Below are 22,975 nucleotides of genomic sequence, written 5' to 3' on the forward strand. Positions count from 1 at the left end.
ATGATTCATGCTATTTTAGTTTAGCATCGATTTAAAAAACACTTTGATTTCACAGACGTTTATTGTTCTAATTTCGTATAATCGCCATTATCTTAAATAAGCATAATTCAATACAAGCAATTGATCGAACTATAGATTAATTTAGGTAGTTAAATCATTAACCCTATTTGAAACAATGAAAATAAAAACTTACTCTTCTAAAGGCTTTATCGGAGTTTTATTGCTCATAATATTTATGGCATGGTTTGTATAAATGCATTCCTCTATCAGAGCAAGAACAAAATGCAAAAATTAGTAGCAAAATGGAAAGACAACGGCTTCGATTGGCTCAAGAATTTGATAGGTACACTCTAGAGGAACAAGCACGATTGCCAAAATATGATTCCCGTAAATATGCCCTAATTAAACGTAATAGCAGATTCTGGTTAATACCTAGAGATTAGACCTCTTTCATAAATCATTTTTTGCTCAGTTCCAAGTTGTAGATTCCAGCGATTAAATTGAATCTCAAACCAAGCCTTTTACCTCTATTTCGATAACGCTCAGCAAGGATTTTGAAGGTTTTCAGGCTGCCAAATACATGCTCAATTCCGATTCTTCTTTTATTGATTTCTTGATTATAGATTTTCAATTCAGGATCTAATTTACAGTGTCTTTTGGCTTTTAATGGCAACAGGCTATTCGGATACAACACATAAATCCCCTGATAGCCTTTATCTGCAAGGATAAAAGCCCCAAAAGGAATCTGGTTTAAATTGCGTTTGAACAACTCGAAATCATGCACTGCACCGCGACTGGTACATAAACTCAGAATTTTCTGAGTTTTGTAGTGAATCATGGCCTGTACTTTAAAGGTATGGGTCTTTTTCTTGCCGCTATAGCTTTTCTTCTGTTTTTTTAGGCCTTTGGATTGGAATTTCCGTGGCATCCACGATCACAACATGCCAGTCGATGCCTTCGCCCTCGGGTAAATCTTTGGGTAAATTAAACAGATTGGACCGAATCAGGCAGTCTTCAACATGACGGACAATTCTTGAGGCTGTGGGCTCTGAAACCCCGTAACTCGTCGCAACGTGAAATAAGGTTCGGTATTCCCGCCAATAGCTCAGACAGAGCAGGACCTGATCCTCCAGGCTTAACTTGGGCGGTCTGCCTTTGGCAGAGACATGCTTCTGCAATTGCTCAACCATCAAATAGAAAGTTGACCATGAGATGCCTGTGTATCGCTTGAACTGAGGATCAGAAAGCTTGTTTGAATCGATGTATTTCATCCGCAGATTATGCACGAATGCTAAGAAATCCGGAGTGCAAATATTAACCAAAAAGAAGATCGTTTTTTGATTTATGAAAGAGATCTAATATTTTAGTGATAATGGTTTTCATATAAGGTGGCCAAATACGGTAAATAGGCTACTAAAAAGAAATTGGGAAAATAAATCTAATAAAAAATACCCTATTGTGCGAGTCTTGATGGAGTCACGACAATTTAATGCATCTACAGGTTATGCAGGTAATGATAAATTTCTAAATGTAGAGCCATGCAAAAATGGAAATGATTGGTTTATTTGGAATGGAATAAATGTTCGGATATACCCGAGTGATGTACCTAATCTTTCAGATAGGCAGCGTTTAGATATATGTTTAACAGTATTGAAAATACTCAATGAGGAAATAAAGGAAATAAGTTAATTAACTTTAAGATTTCCTTAAATTAACATAATACACGTTATACGAAATTCTTTTGATTTCCTTTTTAAATCATAATTTTATTGTATATAGGCAAGCCCAATCATTAGCGATTGGGCTTTTTAATTCATATTTAACGTTCCACGCTTCATTTTGGTACAACTTTGGATGAATTTATTGAGTTGAGCTAATCAATTTTTTTCTTGAATTAACTTTGCTGTGCTACAAACTTCTCAATCGCTACCCGTGCAATCTCCGCATCTTCAAACGACTTCACACCCGACACACCCATCGCACCGACGAGCTGCCCTTGATACATAATCGGTTCACCACCTTCTAGCATCCCTGAAAATGATTCCATGGTCAGGAAGCCCATCTGACCGCCTTTGATAATATCTTCAAACAGTTTGGATGCATGGCGACTCATGGCAGAACATTTGGCTTTTTCGATGGCTAGATTTGCAGTCATTGGTGCTGCCCCATCCATACGTTTCATGGCCAGTAAACTGCCCGTTTCATCCACCACGGCAATACTGACATTAAAGTTATGCTGTATCGCATATTGATGCGCTTCATTTAATAGAAATTCAGCATCACTTAAAGTCATATAATGTTTGGTTTTCATTTTGATCTCGAATTAACTGAAGCTTCCCTCTCCTTTTAGGAGAGGGTTAGGGAGAGGTCAAATTTACGCTTTCATCTCAGCAAAAGTGGCTTTTGCCGCCTGAATGGTAAACTCGATATCTTCATCGCTGTGCGCGCTTGAAATAAAGCCGGCTTCAAATGCAGATGGTGCCAGGTTCACGCCACGCTCCAGCATGCCGTGGAAGAATTTACGGAAAGCATCGACATCACATTTTAGCATCGAGTCAAAGCTGGTGATATCGTCCTGATCGGTAAAGTACAGACCAAACATCGCGCCCACTTGCTGGGTTTTAAACGCAATACCGGCTTCATCTGCCGCTGCCTGTAAACCGGCCAGCAGTTTTTCCAGTTGTGTACTTAATTTTTCATAGAAGCCTGGCTCACGCAGATGTTTAAACATCTCGATACCGGCACGCATCGCCAGCGGGTTCCCCGACAATGTTCCGGCCTGATACACCTTACCCAGTGGCGCAATACATTCCATCACTTCGCGTTTACCACCAAAAGCACCGACCGGTAAGCCGGCACCAATGATTTTACCCAAGGTGGTTAAATCTGGGGTAACGCCATAATGCGCCTGCGCACCGCCTAAGCCGACACGGAAACCGGTCATCACTTCATCAATAATAAACACCGAGCCATGTTCATCACAGACATCACGAATGGCTTGCAAGAAACCATCAATTGGCGCAACCAGGTTCATGTTACCGGCAACCGGTTCCACAATCACCCCGGCAATTTCTGAACCAAACTTGGCAAAGCATTCTTTTAAGGTGGCAATATCGTTATATGGCAGGGTTAAGGTGTGTTTGGCAAAATCCGCAGGAACACCGGCAGAGGTCGCTTCACCCTCACCTTTGGTTAACAGGCCAGAACCGGCTTTCACCAGTAATGAATCTGAGTGACCGTGGTAACAGCCCTCAAATTTCACGATCTTGTCACGGCCGGTATAACCACGTGCCAGACGAATCGCGGTCATGGTGGCTTCTGTACCGGAGTTGGTCATACGCACCAGTTCAATTGATGGCATGATTTCGCAGATAATATCGGCCAGCGTCGTTTCATGAACAGTTGGCGCACCAAAACTTAAACCGTCTACTGCAGCATCCTGCACCGCTTTAATAATCGCTGGATGGGCATGACCCAAAATCATTGGCCCCCATGAACCGACATAATCGACATAGCGTTTGCCATCTACATCGTATAAATATGCGCCTTGGGCTTTTTCAATAAAGACCGGCGTGCCGCCTACACCATTGAACGCACGTACCGGTGAGTTCACGCCACCTGGAATATGTTTGCTGGCTTGTTTAAATAATTGTTCTTGCTTTGGAGATAGGCTCATGAATCGACTCAACTCAAAATAAAATCAGACAAAAATTTCGGCTTAAACCGCCTTTTTAAATAGTTCAGACCAGTCATATACGCGTTGAGCAACGGTATGCATCGGACGACCTAATATATCACTAATCACCGCACAAAGGTCTGCACCGGCATCAATCACCTGCTGACCATTTTCAACGGTTAAACCACCAATCGCGCAGATCGGTACATTCAGTTTTGCTTTGGCCTGCTTTAAGGTTTCTAGACCAATATTGCCGGCTTCCGGCTTGGTATCGGTGGCGAAAATTGCCCCAAATGCCACATAGTTAGCGCCATCGGCAATGGCCTGCTCTGCCAGCTCAAGTGAATTGTTACAGCTGCGGCCAATCAGGACATTCTTTGGTAAACGTGCCGCGGCTTCGACAATTGAGCCATCATCCTGACCCAAATGCACGCCGACACCATATTTTACCGCAGCTTCCAAATCATCATTAATCACAAATGGCACTTTGTACTGTGCACACAATGATTTCATATATTCAATTTCATAAGCCTGATCTTCTTTTGCCACCTTTTTACGGCGATATTGCAAGACTGCAACTTCATAGGTCGCCATTGCACCTTCAAGTTTGGCTAAAAGCAGTTCAATCGGATCATCATTGGTAATTAAATATAAGCCACGCATTTTGCCTGCCTGAAACACCTCAAAAAATTGGCTCTCATTATTACATAGTTACAGCTCAAGAGCAGGCCTTGCCTGTATTTTCGCTGATGCTTTGTTTCAGTTCAGATTTTTATGCAAAATCCCTAGTATTGGGGATAGAGTCAGCGCCGGTTTCGGTATTTACTAAGACTCACAATAATAACGATATAAGTTGTTGTTTTTTATTTTTTTATATCAATAACAACCAACGTGCATTCATGGTCTCATGGACGTACTAGAATTTGATGCCAGGACGCATTTGGGGAAATGTGATCAAACGCTAGTACGTCCACACTCTTTTGACTCTCTTCATTCTTTTTATTTCAATGATTCCAGCTATAAAAAAAGCCCGGAGAAAGGTCACTCCAGGCTTGGAAAGTTAAAAACTGATGTCATCAAAGTGTCATACACTCTGCATTGCTTCAATTAATAGAACATTCACTCTACAATTTCAATGAATTTTTTGACTATTCATCTTATTTTTGACCGAAAGTTTTAGTTTTGCTCGAAAAATGAAGATTAGCTGTCAATTTTATCCAGTGCGCGGTCTTTAAGACTTAGGTTGCCACGCAGAATGTCGGCAAACATTCGCCAGTCAGAAATAAAGCTATACAGTGGCTGTTTAAAGCTGGCTGGCTTGTTTTTTTCAAAGAAAAAATGACCGACCCAGGCGCAGGCATAACCAGCCACCAGTCCATAGACAAAGTAGCGTGGCTTCCGCTGCCTGACCATTTGCGTCAGGCAGATCAGGCCGATACCACTGCCCAGCATATGCAGACGCCGGCTCATGATATTGCGGTGTTCGATTAAATAAAAACGATAAAACTCGTGATAATTTTGAATTGGACCTTGAGGCGTGTCATCCGGTTTTTTCGCCCATTCGGTGTTGAGGGGTGCGTTCATATTCATCATCCTGATGCTCTGTTCTTGCTCAAATTACCGCATTTTCTGTACAAATAAAAGCCACTTTGTTCGCGCTATTTTTCTGGCTACTTTTTTCAGGACAGATTTTGGTTACAATCAGAAGCCTTAAACAATGAACGCCTTTTCTGGACGCTTGATAATAATTTGGTATAGCGGCGTCATCTGCCAGAAAGCTACTTTTTTGCTGTATTGCTCAATTTTTTAGGACCAATTGAATGACCGAGATTGAATTAAAATTTCAAATTCCTGATGCGCGCCGTAATGCCTTACTTAAAGCGCTGGATCCTAAGAAATCTGAAACCATTTCGCTGCAAGCCCGATATTATGACACTACCGATCGCCTGCTGGCACAGCATGGTATTGCGCTGAGACAACGCTTGGAAGGCACGCGCTGGGTGCAAACACTGAAAGCCGGCAAAACCCATATTGAACGTTTTGAACATAATCATGACCTGGGCGAACTGCACCAGCCACCTGCGCTTGATTTAAGCATTTACGATGCCGCTCCCGAAGCCAGACAGCTACTAGATACAGTCCTCAGTCAGACTGAAAGCCCGCTGCAACTGCAATTTGAAACCGATATTACGCGTACTTTGCGTGTTATCCAGCTAGATGAAGTCGAGATTGAAGCCAGTTTAGATGTAGGCTGTATTCGCAGCGGCGAGCGTGAATATCCCGTCCATGAGGTTGAGTTTGAATTAAAATCTGGTTCGGTGCAGGCCCTGCTGGCCTTCTGTTTTGAATGGGTCAAGAAATACCAGCTCTGGTTAGATGTACGCAGCAAGGCCGAAATGGGCAATTTGCTGGCTTTAGACTTACAAGTCAGCCCGCCGCGTCTGGCTGAAGAATTCCGTTTAAATAAAAAAGCCTCAGCCGATCAGAATTTAAGACTGTTAATTGCCCAGCAATTGCAGCATTTACTGCCGAACATTGCGGCCATTTCAGCCGGTGTTAATGAAGCCGAGCATATTGTGCAGGCACAGAATGCACTGAATCAGCTGTATTTAACCGTGCATTTGCTCAAAGACTGGAGTGCGTCTATTTCGGAAAAATGGGCCAATCAGTTACTGGCGTTTAGACAGCAGTTTGACCAGCTGCAACATTTGCAGCACATGCAAAATACCCTCGGCACCTTTTTGCAGAATCCGAATACCGCCTCGAATCTGGCCAAAGATATTTTATATGCCAAAGAGAAACTGGCCAATCTGGTGAAATCGACCCAGAATGTACATCATTATCTGGAACTGTTGATGTTTAGCCTGGATGAAGATGCCTCCCACCCTGCGCAGGATTTAAAACAGGCCGCCCAGCAGACTTTGCAACATCAATATAAATTACTGCAAGAACAGCTAAACCAGACCAGCCAGACCGATTTTGACAGTCTGGATCAGCTGGCGCAGAAAATTAATGCCCTGAAATTTATTTTCCCGGTACTCACCACGATCTATGATGTTAAAAACCTGCAAAAGTACAGCAAAGCCCTGAACGATGCCCAACTGGCCGCGCAGGAATATCAGGTTCTCTCCTCCGCTGCGCTGTATATCCAGCAAACTGAGCTGGAAGCCAGCGACTGGTTTGTACTCGGCTGGCTGACCGCAAAACAGGAAGTCCATGCGCAAGCTTTGCTGGATGCCACCGAACAATTCCTGGTCAGCCGCAAATTTATTAAGTAAGTTCAGCCACTCTCCGCTCCGGCCAGACAAAAGAATACGCTTTATGGCTACTTTTTATGCATGGCTTGGCCTATAGTAAGGTCAATCAAGAATAAAAATTGCAGGAGTTGGTTATGGCGGAAATCGAACTGAAATTTCAGGTGCCGGTGCATCAGCGCCGCGCCTTTGAAAAAGCCATTGCCAAGAAAAAAGCAGTGCCAATGCAGCTGTGGGCCAAATATTATGACAGTCCTGAGCAGCAGCTGGCACAGCATGCCATCGCCCTGCGTCAGCGTCTGGAAGGTCAACGCTGGTGTCAGACCTTAAAAGCACCGGGGCAGCATCATTTTGAGCGTTTTGAACTGGAACTGGCCCTCGGCCCAGATGAACCGGAGCAGCTGGATCTAAGCCTGTATCAGGAACATAAACAGGCGCAAACCTTGCTAAAACAGGCGCTGGAGCTGAAAAAGGCCGATTTAAAAAATACCGGTCTGGAGCTGCAATTTGAAACCGATGTGCAACGCCTGATTGTGCTTGAACAAGTCAAAGACAGTGCAATTGAACTGGCGTTTGATCAGGGCGAAGTCCGCACACCAACAGCACAAAGCGATATTTACGAAGTCGAGTTTGAACTGAAACATGGCGATGTTAGCGACCTGATTGATTTTGTGCAGCCATGGGTAAAACGCTATCAGCTCTGGCTTGATGTTCGCAGCAAATCACAGCGCGGTCAGATGCTCAAGAATCAGCAGGACATCTTGCCCGTTCAACATCAAACACCTTTTAGCCTCGATAAACATGATTCGAGTAGCCGCGCGCTGGCCAAAATTGTCAGCAACTGTCTGACTCATTTATTACCAAATGCCACGGCGATTGCCGACAATCATTATCAGAGTGGTCATGTACATCAGGCCCGTGTGGCCATTCGCCGTTTACGCAGCGCGCTGAAAATCTTTGGTCACTGGTCCGAACAGGTACAACCCGAATGGCAAGCGCAATTGGCAGAACTGTTCCGGCAACTTGGTTCCACCCGCGACCGCGATGCGCTGAGTGAAAGCCTGATGCCACGTCTGGCCAAGGCCGGCTCTCCCCTCGCGGAACTGCCAGCAAGTAGCGAAAGCAGCGATGAAATTGATGCACTATTTCGCGCGCCAGAAACAGTGCGCCTCTTGCTGGAGCTGCTACAGTTTAGCCAGTGCACAGCACATGAAGATGATCAATCGCTGAAAAAACAGGTACGGAAACAGCTTGCAAAAATGCACCGGCAAATTTGTCAGGATGCCGTGCAGTTTGAACATCTTGACAGTGAACAGAAGCACCGCACCCGCAAACGAGTCAAACGCCTGCGTTATTCAGTCGAGTTTATTGCCTCTTTATTTGAAGCGGATGCCGTCAAACAGTATCTGAAAGCACTGAAACCGGCACAGGAATCTTTGGGGCAGTTTAATGATCTGGTGGTGGCCGAAGCCCTGTTTCAACATGAGGTTCAGCAAAACCCACAGGCCTGGTTTGTTCTGGGCTGGATTGCTGCCGAGCAAAAGCATGTTCTGGCCGAAGCCCAGCAGCATTTGCTGGAATTTACCCGCAGCAAAACCTTCTGGTCGGACTAAAGCCCAGCACGGAGATAATCATTTAGCGGTACTTGCCAAATACCTTCCAGGTACCGTTATCGGCCAGCGGATCATGATAACTATCGCTCCGCTGCTTGCGCGGTTTTTCCCGGGCATCCACCAGCTGAAAATGCGGTTCGACACTCAGCACAATACCGTTGACATAAAAACGGGTGCGGGTGTATTCACTTTGCCCATGCTGAAACACATAGGTACGCAAATCAATAAACTCACGGTGTGCCACCAGTGCGGCGCTGTCGTCACTCTCCAGCCACTGTTTCATCGCCAGCATCTGCGTAGCATCAAACTGGCCGCACTTTTCCATCAAGCTGGCCAGACCGCGAAAAGTTTTTGATTCTTTGGCCCGGGTTTTATTAATCCGGATTCGGTCAACATGAAAGAAAAATAAAGGCAGGTTTAAGTGACTTGGCAGATGAATGGCATCCAGCACTTCATCTTCCATAAAGGGCTGAAACAGCTCTTGTGCCCGCTCAATCAATCCGGACCATTGCTGGAAATAGGCTTCAACTTCAGCCGGATTGCCATAATAAATTGGCAGCCCTTCTACATTGGCCAGATGTGCCGGCGGCCAGATGTTTTGTCGCAGCAGCGCAATATCACTTTTTAGACTTTGAACCGCAATTGCATCTTGCATCGTGATTCCTTTTTCTTGCTTAGGCTATTTTTTAGAGTAAGACAAAGGTTTAGTTTCTGCAAGGCTTTGCCTATAATTATTGTTTATGATTTTAGCTTAGGAAAAATTCATGGTTCAAAAGATTGAAGCAACCGATGTTACCGAAGAAGAAGCGTTAAATGCTGCTTTCTTTGAACGTGCTGATGAATTTATCAAACAGGCCAACGAATTTTGTCGCGTCGAAAAAGGCTCACAGGAACAACCGGCGGAAAAACGCGGTCAGGTCAGTGCTGCCATGTTGTTCGGCACGGCGCGTTTTAATACCTGGGTCGCAGCCAATAACTTCAAAGATGGTGAGGAAATGCGTGCTGCCAAAGATCAGGTCATGTCCTACATTTTGCAGCAGTTCCAGATGATGCTGGAAGACAATTATGATGAATACTGTGAACAGTTCGAGAACTATTTACGTTTCCGTCGTAATGAAGAATTTCACAGCAATAAACACAAACATGATCACGATCATTAAATTGCTAAAAAAAGTCCACCCTGTTGGGCTTTTTTAATGTCATCTTTTCGATAAATACCCTTTTCTTTTTTGCAGACTTGGCTTTGAATAAAATAGACATCTTCAAGGATCAAACCAACCTGCTATGCAAAATCTTGGATTTGCACTGATTGATGCGCATATTCATCAATGGGACCCGTATAACACACCACACAGCGCACGCTTGGCGGTCAAGCTGCTGGGGAAATATCCACGCTTACTGGATAAAACCATCCGTACGCTAAAATCCAAAGCGCTGATTGACACCCTGGGACATACCCAGCATGTCACTGCCCCCTATTTGCCCGAGCATTATTGCCGCGATGTCGGCTTTTATCCGGTTGAAAAAGTGGTGCATGTGGAGGCCAGCTGGCATGACCACAAAGGCAAAGGTGTGGCTGGAGAAACCCGTTTTATTGAGTCGCTGGATTTTACCAAAAATGGTATCCAGCTGGGTGCAGTGGTGGCCACGGCCGACCCGCGTGACAGCCAGTTCAAGCAGATTCTGAAAATGCATCAGAAAGCGGCGCCGCAACATTTTCGCGGGATTCGTAAAATGGCTGCGGTTCATGAAGATAAAGACATTTATGCCTGGGCCGATGATCCGCATTTATACCGTGACAAAAAATTTCTGAAAGGCTTTGAACTACTGGCACAGCATAATTTAAGTTTTGATGCCTGGGTCTATTCCAGCCAGCTGGAAGATGTGATTGCCCTGGCAAAACAGTTTCCGGAAACCTCAATTGTGCTGGATCACCTCGGTACACCGGCCGGTCTGTTTGGTCCGGTCGGCTCGCATACCGGTATTACCCAAACTGCGCGCGACAATATCCTGTTTCGCTGGCAGGAAGACCTGGCAGAACTGGCGCGCTGCCCGAATGTCTATACCAAATTGTCCGGGCTGTTCATGCCGGTACTGGGTCATCAGTTTCATCAGCAGCAACGGCTGGCCTCAAAACAGGAAATCATTGATTTAACTGCCCCGCTGATTCAGCATGCGCTAAAAAGTTTTGGTATGTATCGGGTGATGTTTGGTTCCAATTTCCCGATGGATCGGGTCAGTAGCGACTTAGTCACGATTATTGATGCCTTTAGCGATGTGGTGGCGACGTATCATCCGCAGGCATTAGCGCAGGTGTTCCATGATAATGCCAAACAATTCTATCGGCTCTAATTCTCTATGATAAATTCACCTCATACTTACTCATAGCACCTATAAGGATTGCTGGCAGATGGGATCAGTGCCAACATAACCGGCTTCATAAAAATCTCCCGTTTAGGGAGATTTTTTATATGAATGATCTGTAATCAGCACTTATTTTACCGGCTGACCATATTGATCAGCCATGACTTCGACCCAATGTTGCGGCAGCAGATATTTCTGGATCACCGCATCAATATCGGCTTTGCTGAGTCGGGCAATGGCCTGATCACGTTTTTCCCGATACGGTAAATCACGGTCAAGTTCCAGCTGTGCCACCAGCATCCGGTGAATACGGCGCTCATCTTCCAGCGCTGTGACACGCTGTTTCAGAATGTCAGCCTTGGCCGCCGCTACTTCCTGTGCAGTCACGCCATTTTTGCGCAACTCCTGAAAGACTTTATGTACCGCCTGCGACAACTGCGCCGCTTTACCGGCAGTATAGTTGGCACTCACACTGAGGGCACCGGAATTTTCAAAGCTGCTTAAACTGAGCGAACTGCCAAAACTGTAGACCAGCGCATTTTTTTCACGCAGCTCTTGCGCCAGACGTGAGGTCAGTTGTGAGTCCCCTAAAATATGACTCATGACCATTAATGCGGCTGCATCGGGATGATCATTTCCCACGGGCAGGGTCATCACGCCCTGATAACTGCCAAACTCACGCTGTTCGGACAGTACATGCTGTTTTTGCGCCGCATAGCTGTTATACGGCACGCTTAAACGCTGATACGGCTGTGCTCCGTTCCAAGTGGCAAACTGCTGTTGCAACAGCTTGAGAACCGGCTTGGCCTCATAATCGCCGGTAATGGCAATCCGGGCATGATCCATGGCAAAAAACTGCCGATACAGCTGTTTGACTTTCTCATTGCTGGCCTGGGTCAACTGCTGCTTGGCAAATTCCGGCTCGAAGTGATAACGCAAATCTCCCGGCTGATAACGCTCGATCAAACGTGCCATATTTAAGGCAGCCACGGTTTCCGGCTCGGTATACGGCCGGTCCAGACTGGCCAGACTTTGTGCCTTGATCAGATCAAACTGGGCCTGTTCAAACAGCGGCTTTTTCATGATTTCCAAGACAAATCTGAAAAACTCATCAAATTTATCTTTTTTGGCCACAATCGAAATGGCCACGCCATTGCTATTGGCCTGTGCCGAAGCTGAACCACCGGCGTCAATGGATTTGTCGGCAATATCCTGCAGGCTGTACTGATCTGAGGCACGCAGCATTAAATAGGCCATCAGGTCAATAATCTCGCCCTGATTAAACAGCGATTTTTCATTGCCAAAATCGACTATAATGGTGGCGTAGGTTTTATCGTCCCGGGTCGAGGTGGGAAACAGTGCATATTTCATGCCATTGGCCAGTGTGCCACGCTGGATTTTGGCTTCAGTCTGGCTTAAGGCCTGTTTGGATGTGTGCAGATACTGCTGAATTTCCTGCTCATAGCTGCTGATGTCTTTGAGTGGCTCGGCCTGTACATCCATTTGATCGAGGGTTTTCAGCGGTTCAGCAGCCTGCTGTTGCTGGGCCTTTTTCTGCTCTTCTGGTGTCGGCTGAATATGCCCGCGCATACGATGTTCAGGAATCAGGAATTGCTGTAAACGTGTATTGACCTGATCCACCGTTAAGGCCTGTAATTCCTGTTGATGGACAAAGTACTGTGCCCAGTTGCCCTGCTCCGATACCACATAATCACTTAGCATACCGGCAAGAGCACTGGCATTGCTAAACAGACTGTCCTGGCTATTACGAATCAGGGTTTTGACCCGGTTCAGCTCGGTCTGATTAAAATTTTTGCCCTGCTCGACACCCTGCTGCAAGGCAGTTTCAACCTGCTTGGCATTATGAGTCGGTGCATACAAGGCACCCATAAAGACCAGATTAAAATCCTGATCCAGCCAGGTGGTCGATTGCACCATGGTGCTGATACCGGTTTCAACCATGCCCTGATACAAATGCCCGCTCGGCTGCATGGTGTATAAATACGGCGCCAACGCCAGAGCGGTTTTATGCTGGCCGTTCTGACCATTTAAATAGATATTGAACTTGGCCAGCTGGCTGCCTTTTTGCACTAAAAAATCCCGGTTTTTGATGGTACGGGCATCCAGCACTGGCACCTTGACCTGTGCCGGAATCTGGCGTTTGGCCAGCGGACTAAAATGCTGATCAATCTGCTTGAGTACCTGCGCTTTATCAAACTTGCCGGTCAGCACCATCACGGCATTATTCGGTGCATACCAGTTACGATAAAAACGCTGCAATTCCGGCATCTGAATCGACTGCAACTCATTCAGATCACCAATCGGTAAACGGCCCAGATACTGGTTGCCATAGGCCGCTTTCCAGACCTGATCCATTAACACCGCATAGGGCTGATCCATACGCACTTCGCGTTCACGCTTCACAATCGCAATTTCTGCCGGCACAAATTTTTCTTGCAGCACCAGCTTGTCCATACGCTCGGCTTCAAGATAAATCATCTCATTAATGGCTGTCTGATCTGGGCGGATGGTGTTCAGATATTTGGTCGAGTAGTAATCGGTGCTGGCATTATTGCTTAAGGTGTACTGGTTTAAACGGCGCTGGAATTCATCTCCCGGGACATTCTGGGTGCCTTTAAACGCCAGATGTTCCAGTAAATGCGCCATACCGCCTTTGCCTTGGGGATCATTCAGGGAACCGGTAAAGTAGATGGTACTCATCACCACTTTATTTTCTTTGGCATTCGGCGCCAGAATCACCCGAAAACCATTATCCAGCCGGTATTCTTCAATCTGCTGTTCAGATTTTACCAACACCGGCTGGGCAAATGTCGTAGCCCCCACACCCATGATCAGCAAAGACAGGCTGAGCTGTTTAAACCGCATTAACATAATTTTTTCAATACCTTTTACCTGCTGCAGCCGCTTGCATGACTGCAGCATTAAATTGTTTGTTGTTGTGACTTATGTTTGAAAATCACCGGCATACCCAGCGTGATTTCCCTGTTCTGTTTTAATCTAAAAATAACTCGGCCACCAGATATAATTTGGCATAACCGGAAATTTCAATACGCTGCTCTGCTTGTAAGGCACAGTACAGCATTCCGCCTCGCGCCGACGCCTGATAGGCCACCAATTCGGTTTTGCCAGTTTTTTCCGCCCATAACGGCGCCAGACCGGTATGCATGGAACCAGTCACCGGATCTTCATCAATCCCTTTATGCGGGGCAAAGTAGCGAGCAATATAGTCATAGTCCTGAGAGGGCGCGGTCAAGGCCACATCTAGGTCTGTCGCGGTAATTGCGGTGCTGACCTGATGCAGCTCTGCAATCTGCCGGATTTTGGCCAGATCGGGCTGGGCGGCTAACACTGCCTGCTCAGATTCCAGTACCAGAATATAGGCCTGTGCATTTAAATAGACTTCCTTAACCGGCTGATCAATCACATCCAGCAATTGCGCCGGAAATTCATCTTGCAGTACCGGCACACGGGTTGGAAAATTCATGCGGATTTTGCCATCATCATCTTGCGTGACAATAAAAAGACCTAAATTTTTGACATGAAAATGAATGGTTTTGGCGCGGGTATAATCCTTAAACAGTACAAAGCTGCTGGCCAAAGTGGCATGGCCGCAAAAATCGACTTCAACTGTGGGGCTAAACCAGCGAATCTCGAAATTTTCAGCATCCATCGGCTTGACAAAGGCAGTTTCGGAAAGGTTATTTTCCAGTGCAATATTCTGCATTAAAGCGTCATCAAGCCAGTCTTCGACCACTATTACTGCGGCCGGATTTCCCTTAAATAATGCTGTTGTGAATGCATCAACCTGATACATTTTCATGAATCTGTCTCCCGCTGTATTTTGTGCTTTTTCCCAAGCATGCATCAATGATATAAGTTTTAACACCCGGTACAATGCAGAATTGTTGTTTTCCTGCATATCTCAAGAATGATCTCTGATTGAGGAATAAAAAATATGACGCTCCCTGCTGATCTGCAAGCCGTGCCTTTGGAAAAGGCCTATCGTTTGATCAATCATGGTCCGACCGTGCTGGTGTCTGCACAAGATCAGCAAGAAACCGATGTCATGGCTGCAGCCTGGGCCTGTGCGCTTGAGTTTAATCCCGCCAAAGTTACAGTGGTGCTGGATAAAAGCACCAAAACCCGTGCCATCATTGAACAGTCAGGTTATTTTGCCTTGCAGGTGCCGACCTTAAAACAGCTCAGGATGGTGCATCAACTGGGAAGCATCAGCCTGTTTCAGGAGCCGAACAAGCTGGACCGCTGTGGGGTCGAGCTGTTCCAGTTTGAGCATTCTCCTGTGCCGACAGTGGCCGGATGCGCCGCCTGGCTGATCTGTGAACTTATTCCGGAGCCGCACAACCAGCAAACCCATGACCTGTTTATAGGCAAAGTCATTACAGCCTATGCCGATCAGCGGGTATTTCGTGACGGGCACTGGTATTATCATGAAGTGGCCGATGAATGGAAAAGTATCCACCATATTGCCGGCGGGCATTTTTATAGCATTGGTCAGCCGGTTTCAGTGGAATAAACAGTTGTTAGATTAGCAAACAAATTGGCCAGATCAGCGCGCAACTGTAATAGCCCGCGCGCCATACAACAATATTTTACGCATAATAAAAAGCGCAAGGAATCTGCATGGATGCACAGCAACGCCGCCTCAGCCTGTTTTTACTGCTGGCCACCTGTTTAGGTATCGGTATTTTTCGTTTTTCTTATACCGCCTTATTACCCAGTACCCGTCTGGCTTTTGAATGGAGTAGCGAGTTTGCCAGCCTGTTAGGCAGCGCCAATTTACTCGGTTATTTAATTGGTGCGGTCTGGGCCATGCGCTTAAACCGGCAGCTATTAAGCTGGATTCAGGCCGCGGCCTTTCTCGGCAGTTTAAGTTTATTCTGCTGTGCGTTCGCCGGTTTTGAGGGCAGCTGGTATCTGTTCTGGCGAATATTGTCCGGCATCTGCGGTGGCTGGCTGATGATTCTGGCGCCGAGCGTGGTTGCGCAGCACTGTGAATTGCAGCATCGGTTTAAAATTAATGTGATTGGTTTTAGTGGCATCGGACTTGGTGTGCTGCTCGCCACATTATTTTTGCCCTATTTAGATCATATCTCCACCTCAAGCGCCTGGCTGATTTTATGTGCCTTTGCCGTGCTGTGCAGTCTGGGTTTAATCCTGCTCAAACCCAAAGCCCTACCGGTTAACATCCAAAGCCAGCCTCAAAGCGCTGCTGCTGTGCCCATCAATAAAAAAGTCTTTGCCAGCCTGCTCTTGGTGTATAGCTGTAGCGCGTTTTCCTATGTACCACACTCACTCTTCTGGATTGACTATTTAAGTCAGGTGCAACAACTCAGCCTGTTCTGGATCAATAGCCACTGGATTTTATATGGCCTGGGCAGTGCCTGCGGAGCGGCCTGTGCCTATTTTCTGGCAAAACAGCTCGGCAATTTCAAAGCCCTGAAAATCCTGTATTGCCTGTATGTGGCGGCCATTTTAGCGGCAATCGCCCCTTGGTCAGTGATGACCTTTCTGTCTTCCTTTTTTACTGGCCTGCTGAATCCGGCGGTGGTGTTTCTGACCTCTTATACCCTGCTCCAGCTGTATGGTCTGGCCTATAAAAAATTATGGGGCATGGCTACTTTATGCTTTGCCAGCGTGCAGCTGATAGGAGGCTTAAGCTTTAGCGGCTTACAAGTCGCCGGCTGGTCCTATCCGCAGCAGTTTTTACTGGCCGGTGCGGTTCTGGCACTGGGAAATCTGTATTTTATTTGCAGACTGCCGGCCACCAAAACCCCAGTTTCTACAATCGAGGTAAACTGATCCCATTTATTCATCGGTCAGTTCTTGTACCAAATAGGGATAAGGATTCACGGCGCCTTGTCCGCCTAAATAAATCCCATAATGCAAATGTGGCGGTGTATTTTGAGCATTGCCGCTATTACCGACATAACCAATGATTTCACCGGCTTCAATCCAGTCACCTTCCTGAATCTCCGCTGCATAATCCTCTAAATGCGCATAATAATGATGGCTTAAGCCCGGACCAATCACCCAGACCACTTTACCCCCAAGGTTGTTGGTGCCCACCCGCGATACAATTCCAGCCGTGGTTGAGCGTACCGGCGTGCCGCGTTTGGCAAAAATATCAGTGCCTTCATGCCGACGCCCTTCACTGCGCGCCGCACCCCAGGTATCACTGATCTGCCTGGCCTGCACACCTTCTACCGGGACCGGTAAAGGCGCCATGAATTCCTGCTGTTGCAATTTCAGATACAGCATCGGATAGCGCATACCGGCGGCATCACCCGAAGGCGGTGGCTGACAGCCGACCAGCAGCACACTCAAACTTAAGCCAAGCGCCAGACCGGCGAGCCGTTTAGAAATCAAGATATTCATGGCACCTGCATCATCAAGGGATGACTTGATCTTAAGGTCTGCTCAGGGGTAGATAAAACACGGTTTTTGTACAGGTTTTGCTGATCTGGGTTTGGAGATGATTCCTCTGCTGCTTTCCGATCTAGATCGTCATGGGCTATATAGATATGACAAAGGCTCTCATCATGAGAGCCTTTGTCAGTAAATCAATTTAAAAACCTATCTGCGCCTTTAGGCGATGAAAAAGTTTTTAAATTGGGGGGGCGACATCATTGCTGACGTTGGTTTTTCTGTTTTTGATTTTGTTGCTGAGGCTGTTGCTGCTGTTGACGTTGATTGTCATTCTGCTGCTGATTTTGTTGACGTTGGTTTTGCTGATTCTGTTGATTCTGCTGGTTTTGTTGATTAGCCATTTCATATCACTCCTGTATCAGTTCGATATGTCGCACAATATGTACAGGTATTACTCTACCGGGTTTTGTTTTTTGCCCAAGTCATAAGCTGTATCAAATTGCCTCAATGTAATTGGGCACAGGATTATCCATTACAAATTAAGTGAAAATAGTTTTACTATTTTACCTTAGTCACCCAAAGCATCACTGTGGTTACTTGTCATTACATTGACACAAATGGATGAGAAGATAAGGCATAAAAAACCCGCGTTAAACGCGGGCGGTTGCATCAAATAGATAGCGTTTTATTGGTCCATCTTGTCAATAATCGCCTGACCAAACTCAGAGCAGCGCAGCAAGGTGGCATCTGGCATCAGGCGTTCAAAATCATATGTCACCGTTTTGGCTGCAATCGCACCGGATACACCCCGAATAATCAGATCGGCCGCTTCAGTCCAGCCCATATCGCGCAGCATCATTTCCGCAGACAGAATAATCGACCCTGGATTGACCTTGTCCTGCCCAGCATACTTTGGCGCAGTGCCATGGGTGGCTTCATACATATGAATTGCCCCGCCAATATTGGCTCCCGGTGCAATGCCAATCCCGCCGACTTCTGCCGCCAGTGCATCTGAAATATAATCCCCGTTCAGGTTTAAGGTGGCAATGACCGAATAATCTGCCGGGCGCATTAAAATCTGCTGTAAAAAGGCATCGGCAATTACATCTTTAATCATAATCTCTTTGCCGGTTTTCGGATTTTTCAGCTTCACCCACGGCCCGCCATCGAGCAATTCGCCGCCAAAACGCTCCAGCGCCACTTCATACCCCCATTCCTTAAAGGCGCCTTCGGTATATTTCATGATGTTGCCTTTATGTACCAAGGTCACACTCGGCTTGTCATTATCAATCGCGAACTGGATGGCTTTACGCACCAGACGCTGAGTGCCTTCTTTGGAGACCGGTTTAATCCCAATACCACAGTTTTCTTCAAAGCGGATTTTGGTGACACCCATTTCCTCTTTCAGGAATTTAATGACTTTTTTCGCTTCCGGTGAATCGGCTTTCCATTCAATCCCGGCATAAATATCTTCCGAGTTTTCCCGGAAAATCACCATATCGGTCAGTTCCGGATGTTGCACCGGTGAAGGCACGCCTTCAAACCAGCGTACCGGACGCACACAGACATACAGGTCCAGTTCCTGACGCAAGGCCACATTCAATGAGCGGATCCCACCACCAACTGGTGTGGTTAGCGGCCCTTTAATCGACACCACAAATTCACGCAAGACCTCAAAGGTTTCTTCCGGCATATAGGTGCCATAAATCTTGTTGGCCTTTTCGCCGCAATACACTTCCATCCATTCAATCGCACGTTTGCCACCATAGGCTTTTTGTACTGCCGCATCCACCACGGCTTTCATAGTCGGGGTAATATCCACCCCAATCCCGTCACCTTCAATAAAAGGGATAATCGGATTGTTCGGCACATTCAGGGATAAATCTGCATTTACCGTAATTTTGCTGCCATCTGCAGGCACGACGATTTTCTGATAACCCATAATCCTTGCTACTCCCTGTGATTGGTGGGTGGGCAAATCCATACTATTCTTGCCCGGCACCGGTCTTTTTTGGCTGTCTGCTTAATTGTATTTTTAACTCGATGATCTTTTCAGTTTAATCAAAATTTAACCAGCCCGGGATTTATAAGGGAAATGGCCTTATTTCTGTGCTTAATAAATCAGCATATATCCTGTGGCATCTCTCAGCAAGTTTTACATTTCCAATCAAAATCATCTGCTCAGCTTTGCCATAAAGTTCAGGCAGATCAGACAGAATCTGCTATAGTAGCCGGATATTGTGGACCTTCTTTTTGCTCATTGTCACCCTTTCTCTCCCATGCCGGGTTTTATTACAGTTAGCATAAGAATCACACCCATATTTTGTTATATTTTTTAGCAGGTTACAGTGAAAATAGTTATTCTTAACAAGCCTTATGATGTGCTGTCGCAGTTTCGTCCCGATGAAAAGCACCCAACCATGGCCGACTTCATTGATGATCCGGATTTACGGATTGCCGGTCGTCTGGACATGGATTCAGAAGGTTTAATGTTCCTGACCGATCATGGCGGTTTAAACCAGTTTATTACCAACCCGGCCAATAAAAAGTTTAAAACCTATCTGGTCCAGGTCGATGGTGACATTACCGAAGAAGCGCTAGAACAGCTGCGTAAAGGTGTAGAACTGAATGATGGCATGACCTTGCCGGCCAAAGCGATTAAAGTGGCTGAACCGGAGTGGTTATGGGAACGTCATCCGCCGGTACGTTACCGTGCTTCGGTGCCGACCTCCTGGGCTGAAATTTCAATTTGTGAAGGCCGTAACCGCCAGGTGCGCCGCATGACCGCTGCGGTCGGCTTCCCAACTTTGCGTTTAATTCGCACCAAAATCGGTTCGATTGATCTGGTTCAGCTGGGCCTGCAACCGGGTGAAACCCGTGAAATTGAACCACTGCTCTATAGCGACTTTAAAGATGTACCAGCCGAACAGCCGTATCGCTCACGTTCTTATGTGAAGAAACCGGGCGGCACTGGTGGCAAACCGATGCAGAAAAAAGTCAACAAAGATGGTACCGCCAAGAAAAAATCCGGCACACCACGCATCTGGCAAATGGAAGAAGGTGAAAAGCCACGTCGCAAGACCAATGGCACCACCCGTCCCAACACCAAATCACGTGGTCGTCGTGCCCGTTAATGGGGCTGGCATCTGTATAGCTAAAAAAGCTGTTGCAAAGATGCGTTGAATAGACGATGAAAATAAGGCTCCAACGGGGCCTTATTTTTTGCTTGTCTTTTTATCATCACAATGCTATTTATGATTCATATAATTTTAAATTTAAAATAAAACGTATCTTAAAAAAGGAGTCTGCTATGGATCAGCAAGTTAATCCCATGTTTCATCAGGACCGATTAATGCAGCATCTGGGCGCCCATTTGGTGTCGTTTGGTGAACACAGCGCACAGATTGAATTAAAAATTACCGAGCAGCATTTACAAGGCCATCAAACCTGTAACGGTGCGGTGATTTTTGCGCTGGCGGATGCGGCTTTTGCCATTGCCTGCAACACCGGCGAACATCCGGCGGTGGGTCAGCACTGCGGTATTCATTATTTAAAACCGGGCCTGCTCGGCGATACCCTGACTGCGGTGGCAGAACATAAGGCCAGCAGTGGCCGCAGCGGCATTTATGATATTCGGGTCACGAACCAGAAGCAGCAGATTGTGGCGGAGTTTCGCGGTACTTCCCGCCTGATCATCAAATAAGGTGTGATTACGATAGGGTTTATGACGATAGATCTGCATAAAAAAACCGATGCCTGAGCATCGGTTTTTTATAGTATAGATTTCAGACTGTGATTTTACACTTTTAACCAGCGATCCAGTTTGGCCTGATCTTCAACTTTTAATTCAACTTCAGTCTGTTCAGAACCTGCTGCATTCACTTCAAACTGCATCAGTTCATCACGGCGGAAAGCATGTACTGTAAAGCTGCCGCTCTGTTTGGCATACTGTTCGATCAGTTTGCTGCTGGCTTTGAGGCCATCAATGGCAATGATTACATCATGCGCCGACAGACCGGCTTGCGCTGCCTGACCATCACGGCGTGCGGCCTGTACCAGTACGCCTTCCGGTTTATCAGCCAGTTTTAGCCCCAATGGCAAACGCTTGTCATTTTTTAAGCTGTAGCTCAGACCAAATTCCGGGAACAGCTGATCCAGCGGTAATTCTTCGGTGGTGTTAATCAGATGGTTAATCTGCTCAGCCCAGCTATCACCGGTTAATTCCTGACACAATTCATAAATCGTGCGCTCATGCACCTGAATCCCCTGCTGCGCATTGTCATACAGCTTGCGCATTAACGCATCCAGACTAGAGCCACGCAGACGTAAACCGAGGTCCAGACACAAGGCCACCAGACAGCCCTTGTTGTAATAGCTGGTGCCGGCATGGTTGGAGTTTTCATCCTGACGGTAGAATTTGACCCAGGCATCAAAGCTTGATTCAGCCACGGTTTGGATTGCCCGACCCGGATTTTGCAAATAACGGTCAATCTGCGCTTTTAATAAAGCAATATAAGACTCCTGATTAACCACACCGCTGCGTAATAAAATCAGGTCATCATAATATGAGGTGAAACCTTCAAAAATCCATAACAAGGAGGTGTAACCTTCCCGGTTCAGGTCATAATTGACAAAGCTGTCCGGACGGATAAATTTCACCAGCCAGGAGTGGAAATATTCATGGCTGCACAGCCCCAGAAAACGCTGATATTCTTTCGACGGCTCTTCCGGCTCATTGGCTTTTGGCAAGTCATCGCGCGGGGTAATCAGGCTGGTACTGTTTGGATGCTCCAGACCACCGTAACTGTTCCCGGTCGCCATGGTCATAAAGGTATAATCCTGAAACGGTGCAGAACCGAACATGGCAATTTCAGTGGCGCAGATTTTTTCCAGGTCCTGCTGCATTCTCGCAGCATTCATGGCATGTTTGCCCGACACCACAAATTCATGTGGAATGCCTGCTGCATCAAAACTAAAACGGGTCTGCTCGGCCAGTTCAAACGGCGCATCAATCAGTTCGGCATAGTTTTTGGCTTTTAAGGTATAACGCCCCTTCACCAGACTTTTGGCCGCCAGTCCGGTCGCCAGCTGGAAATGTTTCAGTTCATTGGGTAGGAACACTTCGACTTCAATGGCTTTATCTTCCTGACCTTCCAGTCCTAAACAGGCACAGGCCGGATTGACATATAACCGGGTCTGATCAACATAGGCACCACGCACCGACAGGTCGTAGGCATAAACATCATATTCCACCGTAATCAGTTCATGATCGGTATTAAACAAACGCCATTTGTTCTTTTCAAATTTCTGGATTTTTAAAATACGCCCGGCTTCATCATAGGCCTTGACCGCTTCAATATGTTTGGAAAATTCACGAATCAGATAGCTGCCCGGAATCCAGGTCGGTAAAGCTAGAACCTGTGTCGGATTGGCCAGAAAGCGCAAAGTGACATGAATAAGATGCTGACGATAATCGTCAAATTCGATTTGATAATGCAACATAATGGGCGATATAAAAGATCAAAGAGATAACTTATCAATTAGCTTAACATTTTTTTGTCATGCAATGCGCAGTCGTCTTCATTGTCGAAAATTATCGCTAGTCAGGCGGCAAAAAAAAGCATAGCATGCCTAAAATTTTTTATGTTTATGACCAACGG

General features: G+C 46.3%; 21 protein-coding genes. 9 read left to right on the plus strand and 12 right to left on the minus strand.

The features are described 5' to 3' along the window. Nucleotides 1-457: 457 nt before the first annotated feature. The 6 genes from ACVLR6_RS09000 to ACVLR6_RS09025 form a co-directional block, all read right to left on the minus strand. Nucleotides 458-928, minus strand: a complete 471-nt coding sequence (locus ACVLR6_RS09000) for an IS5/IS1182 family transposase (protein WP_005252359.1) — start codon at nt 926-928, stop codon at nt 458-460. Next, on the minus strand, nt 876-1,271 hold the full coding sequence (locus ACVLR6_RS09005) for a transposase family protein (RefSeq protein ID WP_080631261.1): 396 nt from the start codon (nt 1,269-1,271) through the stop codon (nt 876-878). The genes ACVLR6_RS09000 and ACVLR6_RS09005 overlap by 53 nt, the downstream gene beginning before the upstream one ends. Before the next feature lie 623 nt (nt 1,272-1,894). Further along, nucleotides 1,895-2,311 (minus strand): GlcG/HbpS family heme-binding protein, encoded by a 417-nt coding sequence (locus tag ACVLR6_RS09010; RefSeq protein WP_104499001.1) that lies wholly within the window; start codon nt 2,309-2,311, stop codon nt 1,895-1,897. Nucleotides 2,312-2,374: 63 nt separating this feature from the next. Next, a complete protein-coding gene (gene hemL, locus ACVLR6_RS09015) occupies nt 2,375-3,676 on the minus strand; it encodes a glutamate-1-semialdehyde 2,1-aminomutase (protein ID WP_104498526.1) in 1,302 nt (433 codons plus the stop codon). Nucleotides 3,677-3,718: 42 nt separating this feature from the next. Then, nucleotides 3,719-4,339 (minus strand): thiamine phosphate synthase, encoded by a 621-nt coding sequence (gene thiE, locus ACVLR6_RS09020; protein WP_016659151.1) that lies wholly within the window; start codon nt 4,337-4,339, stop codon nt 3,719-3,721. 537 nt (nt 4,340-4,876) lie between these two features. Then, nucleotides 4,877-5,260: an Mpo1-like protein gene (locus ACVLR6_RS09025; protein ID WP_455995050.1), complete on the minus strand. Its 384-nt coding sequence runs from the start codon at nt 5,258-5,260 to the stop codon at nt 4,877-4,879. Nucleotides 5,261-5,496: 236 nt separating this feature from the next. Between ACVLR6_RS09025 and ACVLR6_RS09030 the strand changes: the two genes are divergently transcribed. Beyond that, nucleotides 5,497-6,954: a CYTH domain-containing protein gene (locus ACVLR6_RS09030; RefSeq protein WP_455995054.1), complete on the plus strand. Its 1,458-nt coding sequence runs from the start codon at nt 5,497-5,499 to the stop codon at nt 6,952-6,954. 113 nt (nt 6,955-7,067) lie between these two features. Then, the gene (locus ACVLR6_RS09035) at nt 7,068-8,543 is read left to right on the plus strand and encodes a CYTH and CHAD domain-containing protein (protein WP_160241187.1); all 1,476 of its coding nucleotides are present in this window, start codon (nt 7,068-7,070) and stop codon (nt 8,541-8,543) included. Between the two features lie 22 nt (nt 8,544-8,565). Here the strand turns inward: ACVLR6_RS09035 and ACVLR6_RS09040 are convergent, their stop codons facing one another. Next, complete coding sequence (locus tag ACVLR6_RS09040; RefSeq protein ID WP_016659155.1) at nt 8,566-9,198, minus strand: hypothetical protein; 633 nt, start codon at nt 9,196-9,198, stop codon at nt 8,566-8,568. Between the two features lie 109 nt (nt 9,199-9,307). Here ACVLR6_RS09040 and ACVLR6_RS09045 point away from each other — a divergent pair, with 109 nt between their 5' ends. Both ACVLR6_RS09045 and ACVLR6_RS09050 read left to right on the plus strand, forming a co-directional pair. Then, complete coding sequence (locus tag ACVLR6_RS09045; protein ID WP_005178954.1) at nt 9,308-9,703, plus strand: DUF3144 domain-containing protein; 396 nt, start codon at nt 9,308-9,310, stop codon at nt 9,701-9,703. A gap of 124 nt (nt 9,704-9,827) precedes the next feature. Next, nucleotides 9,828-10,895 (plus strand): amidohydrolase family protein, encoded by a 1,068-nt coding sequence (locus ACVLR6_RS09050; RefSeq protein ID WP_455995057.1) that lies wholly within the window; start codon nt 9,828-9,830, stop codon nt 10,893-10,895. A 141-nt stretch (nt 10,896-11,036) separates the two neighbouring features. Here ACVLR6_RS09050 and ACVLR6_RS09055 read toward each other — a convergent pair whose 3' ends face one another. Both ACVLR6_RS09055 and ACVLR6_RS09060 read right to left on the minus strand, forming a co-directional pair. After that, entirely contained in the window at nt 11,037-13,799 is a 2,763-nt protein-coding gene (locus ACVLR6_RS09055) for a M16 family metallopeptidase (protein ID WP_035363281.1), read from the minus strand. Between the two features lie 121 nt (nt 13,800-13,920). Next, a complete protein-coding gene (locus ACVLR6_RS09060) occupies nt 13,921-14,748 on the minus strand; it encodes a PhzF family phenazine biosynthesis protein (protein WP_005178958.1) in 828 nt (275 codons plus the stop codon). 135 nt (nt 14,749-14,883) lie between these two features. Between ACVLR6_RS09060 and ACVLR6_RS09065 the strand changes: the two genes are divergently transcribed. Together ACVLR6_RS09065 and ACVLR6_RS09070 are read left to right on the plus strand one after the other, a co-directional pair. After that, a complete protein-coding gene (locus ACVLR6_RS09065; protein ID WP_005178960.1) occupies nt 14,884-15,462 on the plus strand; it encodes a flavin reductase family protein in 579 nt (192 codons plus the stop codon). A gap of 107 nt (nt 15,463-15,569) precedes the next feature. Next, nucleotides 15,570-16,748, plus strand: coding sequence for a YbfB/YjiJ family MFS transporter (locus tag ACVLR6_RS09070; protein WP_168405073.1), 1,179 nt, complete (start codon nt 15,570-15,572; stop codon nt 16,746-16,748). A 6-nt stretch (nt 16,749-16,754) separates the two neighbouring features. Here ACVLR6_RS09070 and ACVLR6_RS09075 read toward each other — a convergent pair whose 3' ends face one another. Further along, complete coding sequence (locus ACVLR6_RS09075) at nt 16,755-17,324, minus strand: M23 family metallopeptidase (protein ID WP_168405072.1); 570 nt, start codon at nt 17,322-17,324, stop codon at nt 16,755-16,757. 217 nt (nt 17,325-17,541) lie between these two features. Here ACVLR6_RS09075 and ACVLR6_RS09080 point away from each other — a divergent pair, with 217 nt between their 5' ends. Next, entirely contained in the window at nt 17,542-17,712 is a 171-nt protein-coding gene (locus tag ACVLR6_RS09080) for a hypothetical protein (RefSeq protein WP_168384624.1), read from the plus strand. Nucleotides 17,713-18,000: 288 nt separating this feature from the next. On the opposite strand, the gene icd is transcribed toward ACVLR6_RS09080, so the two are convergent. Beyond that, nucleotides 18,001-19,257 carry an NADP-dependent isocitrate dehydrogenase gene (gene icd, locus ACVLR6_RS09085; protein ID WP_016659160.1) on the minus strand — a complete coding sequence of 419 codons (1,257 nt, stop codon included), beginning with the start codon at nt 19,255-19,257 and terminating at the stop codon, nt 18,001-18,003. A 406-nt stretch (nt 19,258-19,663) separates the two neighbouring features. Here icd and ACVLR6_RS09090 point away from each other — a divergent pair, with 406 nt between their 5' ends. Together ACVLR6_RS09090 and paaI are read left to right on the plus strand one after the other, a co-directional pair. Then, nucleotides 19,664-20,449 (plus strand): rRNA large subunit pseudouridine synthase E, encoded by a 786-nt coding sequence (locus ACVLR6_RS09090; RefSeq protein WP_045794865.1) that lies wholly within the window; start codon nt 19,664-19,666, stop codon nt 20,447-20,449. 176 nt (nt 20,450-20,625) lie between these two features. Beyond that, complete coding sequence (gene paaI, locus ACVLR6_RS09095) at nt 20,626-21,018, plus strand: hydroxyphenylacetyl-CoA thioesterase PaaI (protein WP_005178971.1); 393 nt, start codon at nt 20,626-20,628, stop codon at nt 21,016-21,018. Nucleotides 21,019-21,113: 95 nt separating this feature from the next. Here paaI and ACVLR6_RS09100 read toward each other — a convergent pair whose 3' ends face one another. Further along, nucleotides 21,114-22,817, minus strand: coding sequence for a M61 family metallopeptidase (locus tag ACVLR6_RS09100; RefSeq protein WP_455995061.1), 1,704 nt, complete (start codon nt 22,815-22,817; stop codon nt 21,114-21,116). Nucleotides 22,818-22,975: the final 158 nt, after the last annotated feature.

Source organism: Acinetobacter sp. T63 (assembly GCF_053852345.1).

Excerpts from the sequence above, each read along its gene's own strand:
- ACVLR6_RS09000 (WP_005252359.1), bottom strand. The coding sequence starts at position 928 with ATGCCACGGAAATTCCAATCCAAAGGCCTAAAAAAACAGAAGAAAAGC.
- ACVLR6_RS09005 (WP_080631261.1), bottom strand. The coding sequence starts at position 1,271 with ATGAAATACATCGATTCAAACAAGCTTTCTGATCCTCAGTTCAAGCGA.
- ACVLR6_RS09010 (WP_104499001.1), bottom strand. The coding sequence starts at position 2,311 with ATGAAAACCAAACATTATATGACTTTAAGTGATGCTGAATTTCTATTA.
- hemL (WP_104498526.1), bottom strand. The coding sequence starts at position 3,676 with ATGAGCCTATCTCCAAAGCAAGAACAATTATTTAAACAAGCCAGCAAA.
- thiE (WP_016659151.1), bottom strand. The coding sequence starts at position 4,339 with ATGCGTGGCTTATATTTAATTACCAATGATGATCCGATTGAACTGCTT.
- ACVLR6_RS09025 (WP_455995050.1), bottom strand. The coding sequence starts at position 5,260 with ATGAACGCACCCCTCAACACCGAATGGGCGAAAAAACCGGATGACACG.
- ACVLR6_RS09030 (WP_455995054.1), top strand. The coding sequence starts at position 5,497 with ATGACCGAGATTGAATTAAAATTTCAAATTCCTGATGCGCGCCGTAAT.
- ACVLR6_RS09035 (WP_160241187.1), top strand. The coding sequence starts at position 7,068 with ATGGCGGAAATCGAACTGAAATTTCAGGTGCCGGTGCATCAGCGCCGC.
- ACVLR6_RS09040 (WP_016659155.1), bottom strand. The coding sequence starts at position 9,198 with ATGCAAGATGCAATTGCGGTTCAAAGTCTAAAAAGTGATATTGCGCTG.
- ACVLR6_RS09045 (WP_005178954.1), top strand. The coding sequence starts at position 9,308 with ATGGTTCAAAAGATTGAAGCAACCGATGTTACCGAAGAAGAAGCGTTA.
- ACVLR6_RS09050 (WP_455995057.1), top strand. The coding sequence starts at position 9,828 with ATGCAAAATCTTGGATTTGCACTGATTGATGCGCATATTCATCAATGG.
- ACVLR6_RS09055 (WP_035363281.1), bottom strand. The coding sequence starts at position 13,799 with ATGTTAATGCGGTTTAAACAGCTCAGCCTGTCTTTGCTGATCATGGGT.
- ACVLR6_RS09060 (WP_005178958.1), bottom strand. The coding sequence starts at position 14,748 with ATGAAAATGTATCAGGTTGATGCATTCACAACAGCATTATTTAAGGGA.
- ACVLR6_RS09065 (WP_005178960.1), top strand. The coding sequence starts at position 14,884 with ATGACGCTCCCTGCTGATCTGCAAGCCGTGCCTTTGGAAAAGGCCTAT.
- ACVLR6_RS09070 (WP_168405073.1), top strand. The coding sequence starts at position 15,570 with ATGGATGCACAGCAACGCCGCCTCAGCCTGTTTTTACTGCTGGCCACC.
- ACVLR6_RS09075 (WP_168405072.1), bottom strand. The coding sequence starts at position 17,324 with ATGAATATCTTGATTTCTAAACGGCTCGCCGGTCTGGCGCTTGGCTTA.
- ACVLR6_RS09080 (WP_168384624.1), top strand. The coding sequence starts at position 17,542 with ATGAAAAAGTTTTTAAATTGGGGGGGCGACATCATTGCTGACGTTGGT.
- icd (WP_016659160.1), bottom strand. The coding sequence starts at position 19,257 with ATGGGTTATCAGAAAATCGTCGTGCCTGCAGATGGCAGCAAAATTACG.
- paaI (WP_005178971.1), top strand. The coding sequence starts at position 20,626 with ATGGATCAGCAAGTTAATCCCATGTTTCATCAGGACCGATTAATGCAG.
- ACVLR6_RS09100 (WP_455995061.1), bottom strand. The coding sequence starts at position 22,817 with ATGTTGCATTATCAAATCGAATTTGACGATTATCGTCAGCATCTTATT.